The sequence below is a fragment of the Nocardia sp. CA-145437 genome (assembly GCF_050956485.1).
Lineage (GTDB): Bacteria > Actinomycetota > Actinomycetes > Mycobacteriales > Mycobacteriaceae > Nocardia.
This window is the reverse complement of the sequence record NZ_CP191204.1, coordinates 6,561,895-6,574,190: the sequence shown is the minus strand read 5'-3', so window position 1 is coordinate 6,574,190 and position 12,296 is coordinate 6,561,895. Positions and strand designations below refer to the sequence as shown.

General features: G+C 69.8%; 1 protein-coding gene (running past one end of the window). It reads left to right on the top strand.

The window, feature by feature from the left end:
* Positions 1–245 precede the first annotated feature (245 nt).
* A protein-coding gene (locus tag ACQPYY_RS30440) for a non-ribosomal peptide synthase/polyketide synthase (RefSeq protein WP_433591904.1) crosses the window boundary here: on the top strand, positions 246–12,296 show its 5' end (the start). Its footprint extends 32,247 nt past the window's final position; only the first 12,051 of its 44,298 coding nucleotides appear in the window; the start codon lies at positions 246–248; its stop codon lies beyond the right edge, outside the window.

Genomic DNA, 12,296 nt, shown 5'->3' with positions numbered 1-12,296 from the left:
CGCTGACGGTAGATTGGACCGAGTGTCCGTCACCAAGATTGCGTCTTCGACCCGGCAATGGCCGGGGGGTGTGGTCGCGCCCATGTAACAAGATCGGCCAGCTGGGGGGATACCTCCCAGGGAGTCTCAATACGGTGAAGTAAGCCCCGAACGCCGGACGCCACGCTCACAGCAGCGGTGGCGTCCTGTTCGGGTTTTTCGGCGGGGAACGCTGCGGTCGTGGTGTTCCGGAAGCGAGGTTTGGGTTGGACCGGCTGGATTTCGGCGGCATCGGCGAAGCTGGCAGCGAAATCGCACCGGGATCGGGCGAACTTTTCCCGCTGTCGCCGGCGCAGCTCGGCATCTGGTATGCCCAGCACCTGGACCCGCAGGTTCCGATCAATATCGCCCAGTTCGTGGAGCTGCGCGGGGAACTCGACATGGCGCTGCTCGAGGCCGCCATGGTGCGCGGCTCGGAGGAGTTCGGTTCCGGCTTCCTGCGCATCGTCGAGCGTGACGGCGAGCCCATGCAGATGGTGGACCACTCGCTGGACCGCACCATCTACCACGTCGATCTGAGCGCCGAGGCCGATCCGGCCGCCGCCGCCCACGCCTGGATGCGCGCCGACTACAGCGCGCCCCTGGAGCTCACCCGCGACCGCCTCATCCGCACCTGCATGCTGAAACTGGCCGACGGCCATTACTACTGGTATGCGCGCATCCACCACATCGTGCTGGACGGTCTCGGCGCGGTGACCTACATGACCCGGGTCGCCGAGGTCTACACCGCGTTCGTCAATGACGTCGAGCCCCCGCCCCACAAGCTGACCGACCTGCCCACCCTGGTCGAGCAGGAGTTCGCCTACCGCGACTCGAGCCGCTTCAAGTCCGACAAGGAGTACTGGGCCGAGCGGATCGCCGGGGTCGAGGACGGCACCAGCCTGGCCGGACGTTCCGCGCCGCCGGCCGCGATCAACCGGATCGCCACGGCCGCGCTCACCGAGGACCAGACCTCGCTGCTGGATCAGGCCGTGGCCCGCCACGAGTCCTCGCCCGCGGGACTGCTGATCGCCGGTTTCGCCGCCTACCTCGCGCAGTGGACCGGCAGCCAGGACGTCGTCCTGAGCCTCCCGGTGACCGCGCGCACCACCGCGATCATGCGCCGCTCCGGTGGCGCGGCCTCGAACATCGTGCCGCTGCGCCTGCAGGTCGGCCACGACTCGACGGTGACCGATCTGCTCGCGCAGGTGACGGTGGCCGTCTCGGGCGCCCTGCGCCACCAGCGCTACCGCGCCGAGGACATCAAGCGCGACAGCTCCTCCGGTGACTTCTCCGGGGGCGAGGTCGGTTCGCAGTTCTTCGGCCCGTGGGTCAACATCATGTTGTTCCACAACGAGGTCGTGCTCGGCGACATCACCGGCGAGTACAGCGTGCTGTCCACCGGTTCCATCGAGGACCTGGGCGTCAACTTCTACCAGTCGGTGAAGGGCACCCGGAACCACATCGACTTCGAGACCAACCCCAACCTGTACTCCGACCACGAGACCCGCAGCCACCACGCGCGTTTCCTGGAGTTCTTCGACCGCTTCCTGGCGGCGGAGGCGGAGCAGCCGGTGTGGGGCCTGCCCATCACCACCGCGGCCGAGCGCACCCGCACCCTGGTGGAGTGGAACTCCGCCGCGCACGAGGTGCCGGTCACCACGCTGCCCGCGTTGCTGGACAAGCAGATTCCGCTGACCCCGGACAATGTGGCCGTCGAGTTCGAGGGCGAGCAGCTCACCTACGCCGAGTTCGGCGAGCGGGTCAACCGCCTGGCCCGCTTCCTGATCGAGGACGGCGTCGGCCCGGAATCGCTGGTCGCCCTGGGCATGCGGCGTTCGCTGGAGCTGGTCGTGGGCATGCACGCGGTGCTGCGCGCCGGTGGCGCGTACGTGCCGATCGACCCGGACCACCCGGCCGATCGCACCGCCTACATCCTCGAGTCCGCGGCACCGGTCTGCGTGCTGACCACCGCCCGTGACGAGCTCGAACTGCCGGAGTCCGTGCGGCGCTTGGAGATCGACACCCTCGACGTCTCCGGGTTCTCCGCCGAGCCGGTGACCGACGCGGACCGCCGCGCCCCGCTGCGCCCGGACAACACCGCCTACGTCATCTACACCTCGGGTTCCACCGGCCGCCCCAAGGGCGTCGCGGTCACCCACCACGCCATCGTCAACCAGGAACTGTGGATGCTCGACGAGTATCCGATGACCGAAGACGATGTGTACCTGCAGAAGACGGCCACCACCTTCGACGTGTCGCTGTGGGGCTACTTCATGCCGCTGCTGGTCGGCGCGAAGCTGATCGTGGCCACCCCGGACGGTCACCGCGATCCGCTGTACGTGGCGGAGATGATCGAGCGCCACGGCGTCACGGTCACCGACTTCGTGCCGTCCATGCTGACGGTGTTCGTCGCGCACGCCACCCGCGCCCAGTGCGCCACGCTGAAGTACGTCTTCGTGATCGGTGAGGCGCTGCCGCCGGAGACCGGCGCGGGCTTCCGCGAGATCACCTCGGCCGGCCTGCACAACCTGTACGGCCCGACCGAGGCCGCGGTCTCGGTCACCTACTGGGAGAACACCGCCGCCGACACCGTCACGGTGCCGATCGGTGTGCCCGAGTGGAATGTCGAAGTCTACGTTCTGGATTCGCATCTGCGGCCGGCCGCCATCGGCGCCGCGGGTGAGCTCTACCTGGCGGGCCGCCAGCTGGCGCGCGGCTACAAGGGTCGTCCGGATCTGACCTCGGACCGCTTCGTCGCGAATCCGTTGTCGCTCACCGGCGAGCGCATGTACCGCACCGGTGACCTGGTGCGCTGGAATGGTTCCGGTGCCCTGGAGTACATCGGCCGCACCGACTTCCAGGTGAAGTTCCGTGGTCAGCGCATCGAGCTCGGCGAGATCGAGACCGACCTGCTGGCTCACCCGTCGGTGAGCCAGGCCGCCGTGCTGGTGATGGACACGGCCACCGGTCAGCAGCTGGTCGCCTATGTGGTGCCGGTGCCGGGCCAGTCCATCGACCCGGCCGAGCTGACCCGATTCGCCGCCGAGAAGCTGCCGACCTACATGGTCCCGGCCTCGATCATGGTGCTGGAGGCGTTCCCGCTCAACACGTCCGGCAAGCTGGACCGCAAGGCCCTGCCGGAGCCGGTGTTCAGCGTGGACGCCGCGGGGTACCGGGCCCCGCGCACCGCCGCCGAGGAGATCGTGGCGGGCGTGTTCGCCGATGTGCTCGGTCACGGCCGGGTCGGCGTGGACGACAACTTCTTCGATCTGGGCGGCAACTCGCTGGTCGCCACCCAGGTGGTGGCCCGCATCTCGGCCGCGTTCAGCACCCGCCTGGGTGTGCGCGCGCTGTTCGAGACCCCGACCGTGGCCGGGCTGGCCGCGCGCGTGGAAGCCGCTGGGCCTTCCGATGTCTCGCGTCCGCCGCTGGTGGCGCAGCCGCGTCCGGATCGGGTGCCGCTGTCGCTGGCGCAGCAGCGGATGTGGTTCCTCAACCAGTTCGACCCGAATGTCCCGACCTACAACCTGCCGTTCGTGGTGCGGTTGCGCGGTCAGGTCGACATCGAGGCGCTGCAGCTGGCGCTGACCGACGTGGTGGCGCGCCAGGAGTCGCTGCGCACCATCTTCCCCGAGTCCGGTGACGGCGGCTTCCAGCAGGTGCTGCCGATGGACGAGGTGGATCTCGGCATCGAGGTGCACGATATCGCCGAGAGCGAATTGCGCACCGCGCTGGCGCAGTTCGCGTCCGCGGGCTTCGACGTCTCCACCCAGCTGCCGATCCGCGTGCGGGTGTACCGGGTCGGCGCCGAGACCGGCCGCCACTCCGCCGCCGATGACAGCGAGCTGGATCTCGCGGTCGCGTTCGTGGTGCACCACATCGCCGCCGACGGTTTCTCGTTCGGTCCGCTCTCGCGCGACATGACCGCCGCCTACCTGGCCCGGGTCGCCGGGCAGGAGCCCGCGTGGGCGCCGCTGCCGGTGCAGTACCAGGACTTCAGCATCTGGCAGCGGGAGCTGCTCGGCTCGGAATCCGACGCCGACTCCATGGCCGCGCGCCAGAACGACTACTGGCGGACGGCGCTGGCCGGGCTGCCGGATCAGCTGGACCTGCCCGCGGATCGCCCGCGGCCGCCGGTACAGAGCTTCCACGGCTCCCGCGTCACCTTCGAGATCCCGGCCGAGCTGCATGTCCGGCTCGCGGGATTGGCTCGCGCCCAGGGCGTCTCGCTGTTCATGGTCATGCACAGCGCGCTGGCCGTGCTGCTGGCCCGCCTGTCGGGCACCAGCGACATCGCCATCGGCACCCCGGTCGCCGGTCGCGGCGAGCAGGCGCTCGACGACCTGATCGGCATGTTCGTCAACACCCTGGTGCTGCGCTCGGAAGTGGATGGGGCGGAACGCTTCACCGATTTCCTGGCCCGCACCCGGGAGACCGACCTGGCGGCCTTCGCCAATACCGATGTCCCGTTCGAGCGACTGGTCGAGGTGCTCAACCCGACCCGTTCGCAGGCCCGGCACCCGCTGTTCCAGGTCATGCTGTCGTTCCAGGAGATGTCGCACGGCTCCATGGAGCTGCCCGGCCTAACCGTCTCCGCGGACGAGCTCGAGGTCGACATCGCCAAGTTCGACCTGCAGTGGACGCTGACCGAGCAGCGCGGTCTGGGCGGCGAGCCCGGCGGGCTGTCGGTGATCCTGTCCTACGCCACCGACCTGTTCGACGCGTCGACCGTCGCCGAATTCGGGCAGCGCTACCTGCGCGTGCTCGAGACCGCCGTGGCCGCCCCGGACACCGTGGTCCGCGATATCGACGTCCTCGACGCCGGTGAGCGCGAGACCGTCCTGCACGCCTGGAACCGCACCGCGCGTGAACTGCGCGGCGCGGCAACGGTTCTCGATCTTTTCGAGCAGCAGGTCCGGATCCGGCCGAACGCCACCGCCCTGATCTTCGATCCGGGCGAGCGCAGCGGCAGCATGTTCGGCCCCGCCGAGGAGCTGACCTACGCCGAGTTCTCCGCGCGAGTGAATCGCCTGGCGCGCAAGCTCATCGACGAAGGTGTGGGCCCGGAGTCCCTGGTGGCGGTGGGCATCCGCCGCTCGGTGGACATGCTGGTCGCCATCTACGCCACCCTGACCGCGGGCGGCGGCTACGTGCCGATCGATCCGGACCACCCGGCCGAGCGCACCGACTACGTGCTGCGCACCGCCGACCCGGTGGTGCTGCTCACCACCGTCGACGACGCCGTGGAATCCACGGATTGCCCGGTGCTGCAACTGGATTCGCTGGATCTCGACGAGTACGGCGACGCCCCGGTCACCGACGCGGACCGGCTCGCGCCGCTGCGCCCGGACAATGCCGCCTACGTGCTGTTCACCTCCGGCTCGACCGGCCGCCCCAAGGGCGTGGCCATCCCGCACGCCGCGGTGCTGAACCAGATCGCCTGGATCACCGCCGAATACGGCATCGACGACACCGATGTGATCCTGCAGAAGACGCCGGTCACCTTCGACGTGTCGGTGTGGGAGCTGTTCGGTTCGCTGGCCGTGGGCGCACAGCAGGTCATCGCCGCGCCGGACGGCCACCGCGATCCGATGTACCTCTCGGAGGTCATCGGACGCCACCGGGTCACCATGACCTCGTTCGTGCCGTCCATGCTGAGCGTGTTCGCCTCGACCGCGTCGGCGTCCGAATGCCTGTCCCTGCGTGCGGTTCTGGTCGCCGGTGAGGCGCTGCCGCCGGCCACGGTGACCGCGTTCCGCCGCTTCTCCACCGCGGCCGTGCACAACCTGTACGGCCCGACCGAGTTCACCGTGCACGCCACCGCCGCCGCCATCGACGCGCCGGTGGTCACCTCGGTGCCGATCGGCCGCCCCGTGTGGAACGCGCAGACCTATGTGCTCGACGAGGGCCTGCGCCCGGTGCCCGCGGGCGTCCCGGGTGAGCTGTACCTCGGCGGTGTGCAGGTGGCGCGCGGCTACTTCGGCCGCCCGGACCTGAGCGCCGAGCGTTTCGTCGCCAACCCCTACGGCGAGCCGGGTTCGCGGCTCTACCGCACCGGCGACCTGGTGCGCTGGAACCATGGGCGCTCCGCGGGCTCCGCGCCCGCGGGCGGAATCGACCACGGCATTCTCGAATACATCGGCCGCACCGACTTCCAGGTGAAGTTCCGCGGTCAGCGCATCGAGCTCGGTGAGATCGAGACCGCGCTGCTGGACCACCCCAAGGTGCAGCAGGCCGTGGTGCTGGTCATCGACACCGTGGCCGGCGATCAGCTGGTCGCCTACATCGTGGCCGGCGGCCCGGTGGACCTGGACGGGGTCAAGACCTCGTTGCAGCGCACCCTGCCCGCGTACATGGTGCCGGGCTCGATCATGGTGCTCGACGCGTTCCCGCTCAACGCCTCCGGCAAGCTGGATCGCAAGGCGCTGCCGACGCCGCGGTTCGAGGTGCGCGAATTCCGCGCTCCGACAACACCGATCGAGGAGATCATCGCCCAGATCTTCGGCGAGGTGCTGGGCATCGCCCGCGTCGGCGTCGACGACGACTTCTTCGAGCTGGGCGGCAACTCGCTGATCGCGACCCAGGTGGCGACCCGCCTGGGCACCGCCCTCGACACCCGCGTGCCGGTACGCATGCTGTTCGAGGCGGCCACCGTGGAGGCCCTCGCGGCCCGGGTGGAATCGCATGTCGGCGACGGCGGCCGCAAGGCGCTGGTCGCTCGCGAGCGGCCCGCCGAGGTTCCGCTTTCCCTCGCGCAGCAGCGCATGTGGTTCCTGAACCGCTTCGACACCGCCTCGGCGGTCAACAACATCCCGGTCGCCATCCGGCTGTCCGGTGAGCTGGACATCGCGGCGCTGCAGGTCGCGGTCATCGACGTGATCGACCGCCACGAGTCGCTGCGCACCGTCTTCCCGGAGACCGCGCACGGCCCGGTGCAGCGGGTGCTCGACGCCGCGCAGATCGTGCCGGACCTGACCCCGGTGCCGGTCACCGAGTCCAATCTGATCGACCACCTGGTCGAACTGGCTACCATGGCCTTCGACGTCACCGGCGAAGTGCCTTTGCACGCGGCGCTTTTCGAGATCAGCGACACCGAGTACATCCTCGGCATGGTGGTCCACCACATCAGCGCCGACGGCTGGTCCATGGGCCCGCTGGCCCGCGACGTGATGGTCGCCTACGCGGCCCGCACCTCGTGGGAGGCCCCGGCCTGGGCGGAACTGCCGGTGCAATACGCCGATTACGCGCTGTGGCAGCGCGAGGTGCTCGGCTCCGAGGACGATCCGGACGCGCTGATCTCCAAGCAGATCCGCTACTGGACCGAGGCCCTGGCCGATCTGCCCGACGAGCTGGTGCTGCCCTCCGACCGGCAGCGTCCGGCCGTGGCCAGCTACCAGGGTGGCACCTACCCGTTCGCCATCTCCGCCGAAACCCAGCAGGCGCTGGTGGATCTGGGCCGCCGGCACAACGCCTCGCTGTTCATGGTCATGCACTCGGCGCTGGCGGTGCTGCTGGCCCGCCTGTCGGGCACCTCCGACATCGCGATCGGCACCCCGGTGCACGGCCGCGGTGAGGCCGCCCTCGATGACCTGATCGGCATGTTCGTCAACACTCTGGTGCTGCGCACCGAGGTGGACGGCAGCGAGACCTTCGCCGACCTGCTGGCCCGCTCCCGCGACACCGACCTGCACGCCTTCGCCCACGCGGACGTGCCGTTCGAGCGCCTGGTCGAGGTCATCAACCCGGCGCGTTCGCAGGCCCGCCACCCGCTGTTCCAGGTCATGCTGACCTTCCAGAACACCCGGCAGGCCAGCCTGGAGCTGCCCGGCCTCTCGGTCAACGGCATCGACTACGACGCCCGCCTGGCCAAGTTCGACCTGCAGCTCACGTTGCAGGAGGCGCAGGACGACCACGGCGAGCACGCCGGTATGTCCGCCGAGATCTCCTACGCGCTGGACCTTTTCGACGAGCCCACCATCGCGGCCTTCGCGCACCGCCTGGATCTGATCCTGGCCGCCGTCGTCGCGGACCCGGAGCGGCCGCTCGGCGATATCGACCTGCTGGTCGCCGACGAGCGCGAGCGGGTGCTCGACGACTGGAACGACACCGCATTCAACCTGGCGCGGGTGCTGCCCGCGCTGCCGGAGGGCGAGGCGGCGACGCTGGTGTCGCTCTTCGAGGCACAGGCTCTGACCAGCCCCGATGCCCCTGCCGTGGAATTCGAGGGGACAACTCTGTCCTACGCCGAGTTCTCCGCGCGGGTGCACAAGCTGGCCCGCAAGCTGATCGCCCAGGGCGTCGGCGCGGAATCGCATGTGGCCCTGGCCATCCGGCGTTCGCTGGATCTGGTCGTGGCCATGTACGCGGTGCTGGAGGCGGGTGGCGCGTACGTGCCGCTGGACCCGGACCAGCCGATGGACCGCATCGACTACGTGCTCGACACCGCGCGGCCGGTCGCCATCCTGACCACCGGCCGCGACGACTTCGTCACCGGCCGCAACGTGCCGGTGCTGGAAGTCGACACCCTCAACCTGGACGCCTACTCCGACGCTCCGATCACGGATGCCGAACGGGGACAGGCGATCCGGCCCGAGCACACCGCCTACGTGATCTTCACGTCCGGTTCGACCGGTCGCCCCAAGGGCGTGGCCGTCGAGCACGGCGCGATCGTGAACCGCCTGCTGTGGATGCAGCACGAGTACCCGATCGACGCGAACGACGCGGTGCTGCAGAAGACCCCGGCCACCTTCGACGTGTCGGTATGGGAGTTCTTCTGGCCCTTGCAGACCGGTGCGCGCCTGGTGGTCGCCAAGCCCGACGGCCACCGCGACCCGGTCTACCTTGCCCAGGTGATCGCCGAAACCGGCATCACCACCGCGCATTTCGTGCCGTCGATGCTATCGGTGTTCGTGTCGGCACTGGACGCTCAATCCTCGGAGGTTCGGGGCGCGTCTCGTTCTGGACTGAGTGGAGCGGGGGAGCGAAGCGGAGGAGCGGAGGGAGGGAAGAACGAGACTTCCAGCGCCCCGAACCAGCCCCGGAGCGGAGCGGAGGGGCAAATTGGATACAGCCTGCGGCAGGTGTTCGCCTCCGGCGAGGCGCTGCCCGCGCCGACCGCGCAGAAGCTGCGCGAGCTGACCGGCGCGCGTCTGCACAACCTGTACGGCCCGACCGAGGCGGCCGTCGACGTCACCTACCACGAGGTCGTGGACGCCGACACCGTGTTCGTGCCGATCGGCCGCCCGGTGTGGAACACCGAGACCTACGTCCTCGACGCCCGCCTGCACCCGGTCGCGCCGGGTGTCGCGGGTGAGCTCTACCTCGCGGGCGATCAGCTCGCGCGCGGCTACCTGGGCCGCCCGGACCTGTCCGCGGACCGTTTCGTGGCTAACCCGTTCGTTCAGGGTGGGACCGGGGGTGCAGGTGGAGCCCGTATGTACCGCACCGGCGACCTGGTCTCCTGGACTGCCGACGGTGAACTGAACTACCTGGGCCGCACCGACTTCCAGGTGAAGCTGCGCGGTCTGCGCATCGAGCTGGGCGAGATCGAGGCGGCGCTGCTGGCGCAGCCGACCATCGCGCAGTCCGTCGTGGTGGTCCGCACCGACGCGCACGCGGGCGATCAGCTCGTGGGTTACGTGGTCCGCGAGCCCGACGCCGTGGTCGACGTCGACGGCGTGAAGGCCGCGCTGAGCGCCTCGTTGCCCGCCTACATGGTTCCGGCCGCGCTCGTGGTGCTGGACGCCTTCCCGGTCAACGCCTCCGGCAAGCTGGATCGCAAGGCGCTGCCCGCGCCGGTGTTCGAGGCCAAGCGTTTCCGCGCCCCCTCGACGCCGATCGAGGAGATCATCGCGCAGATCTTCGCCGACCTGCTGGGCATCTCCGGAACGGAGAACGGCCCCGAGCGCGTCGGCGTGGACGACGACTTCTTCGAACTGGGCGGCAACTCGCTGGTCGCCACCCAGGTGGTGGCCCGCCTGTCGGCCGCGTTGAACGCCGAGATCGGTGTGCGCGTGCTGTTCGAGGCCCCGACCGTGGCCGCGCTGGCCGCGCGGGTGGAGTCGCACGCGGGAACCGGTGTGCGCCAGGCGCTCACGGTCCGCACCCGCCCCGAGTACCCGCCGCTGTCGCTCGCCCAGCAGCGCATGTGGTTCCTCAACCGGTTCGATCCGGAATCGGCGGCCAACAACATCCCGGCGGCCGTACGGCTCACCGGCGCACTGGATCTCGACGCCATGCGCGGCGCGATCGCCGACGTGATGGCGCGCCACGAGTCGCTGCGCACCCTGTACCCGTCGCACGAGGGCGTCGCCTACCAGAAGGTGCTGCCCACCGGCCGCGCCATTCCGGAGCTGGATGTCATGGACGTGACCGAGGGCGAGCTGTTCGCCGCGGTCTACGCGTTCGCGGCGCAGGGCTTCGACGTCACCACCGAGACGGCGGTGCGCCTGCGCGCCTACCGCCTCGCGGCCGACGAGCACGTGCTGGTCCTGGTGGCCCACCACATCGCCGCCGACGGCTTCTCCATGACGCCGCTGGTCCGCGACCTGATGACCGCCTACATCGCGCGCAGCCAGGGCGAGACCCCGGGCTGGACCGAACTGCCGGTGCAGTACGCGGATTACGCGCTGTGGCAGCGCGAGACCCTGGGCTCGGAAGAAGACCCGCGCTCGCTCATCACCGAGCAGCTGGACTACTGGCGCGACACCCTGTCCGGCCTGCCGGACGAGCTGCGCCTGTCCACCACGCCGCGCCCGGCCGTCGCCTCCTACGACGCGGGCACCCACCGGTTCCAGGTGCCGGGCGAGCTGATCGCCGGGCTGAACCGGGTGGCGCAGGCCAGTGGCACGACCCTGTTCATGGTGGTGCACAGCGCTTTCGCCGCGCTGCTGGCCCGCCTGAGCGGCACCGACGACATCGCGGTCGGCATCCCGGTCGCGGGCCGTGGCGAGCAGGCGCTCGACGACCTGGTCGGCATGTTCGTCAACACCCTGGTGCTGCGGTCGCCGGTGGACACCGGCGCGAGCTTCACCGACCTGCTGAAGACCGTGCGCGAGCGCGACCTGCAGGCCTTCGCCCACGCGGACGTGCCGTTCGAGCGCCTGGTCGAGGTGCTCAACCCGGCCCGCTCGCAGGCGCGGCACCCGCTGTTCCAGGTGATGCTGTCGTTCCAGAACCTGGGGCGTGCCTCGCTGGAGCTACCGGGCCTGAGCGTCGCCGAGCTGGCCATCGACCAGCAGTCGGCCAAGTTCGATCTGCAGATGACCCTCAGTGAGGTCGTCGACGGTGACTCGGCTATGGATGCCGAACTCGTCTACGCGACGGACCTTTTCGACGCCGCGTATGCCGACGTGTTCGCGCAGCGCTTCGTCGCCATGCTCGCCGCCGTGGCCGCGAACCCGGCCCAGCTGGTCGGCGAGGTCGAGCTGCTGAGCGAGGCCGAGCGCCGTCAGCTGCTGGTCGGTTGGAACGAGACCGCGTTCGAGCTGCACACCGCTCTGCCGGAGATCTCCGAAGGCGCTGCGGCGACGCTGGTTTCGCTGTTCGAGGCGCAGGTCGCGCTGACTCCCGACGCGACCGCTGTCACGTTCGAGGGGACACCCGGGCGGAGCCCGGAAAATGGGACACAGTTGTCCTACGCCGAGTTCGCGGCCCGCGTGCGCAAGCTGGCGCGCTGGCTGATCGCCGAGGGCGTCGGACCGGAATCGTTCGTGGCGCTGGGCATGCGCCGCTCCATCGACCTGGTGGCGGGCATGTACGCCGTGGCCGTCGCCGGCGGCGCGTACGTGCCGCTGGACCCGGATCACCCGGCCGAGCGCACCCAGTACATCCTCGAGACCGCGCAGCCGGTCTGCGTGCTCACCTCCGGTGACGACCTGGAAGGCATTGAGGGCCACCAGGTTCGGATCGACGAGCTGGATTTGTCCGGCTTCGACGATGCCCCCGTCGCGGACTCCGAGCGCCGCTCGCCGCTGCGCCCGGGCAACACCGCCTACGTGATCTTCACGTCCGGCTCCACCGGCCGCCCCAAGGGTGTGGCGGTGAGCCACGCGGCCATCGTCAACCGCCTGGTGTGGATGCACGCCCAGTACGGCCTGGCCGCCTACGACGTGGTGCTGCAGAAGACCCCGGCGACCTTCGACGTGTCGGTGTGGGAGTTCTTCTGGCCCTTGCAGGTCGGCGCGCGCCTGGTGGTCGCCAAGCCGGACGGCCACCGCGACCCGGCCTACCTGGCCGAGATCATCGTCCGCGAGGGCGTGACGGTCACCCACTTC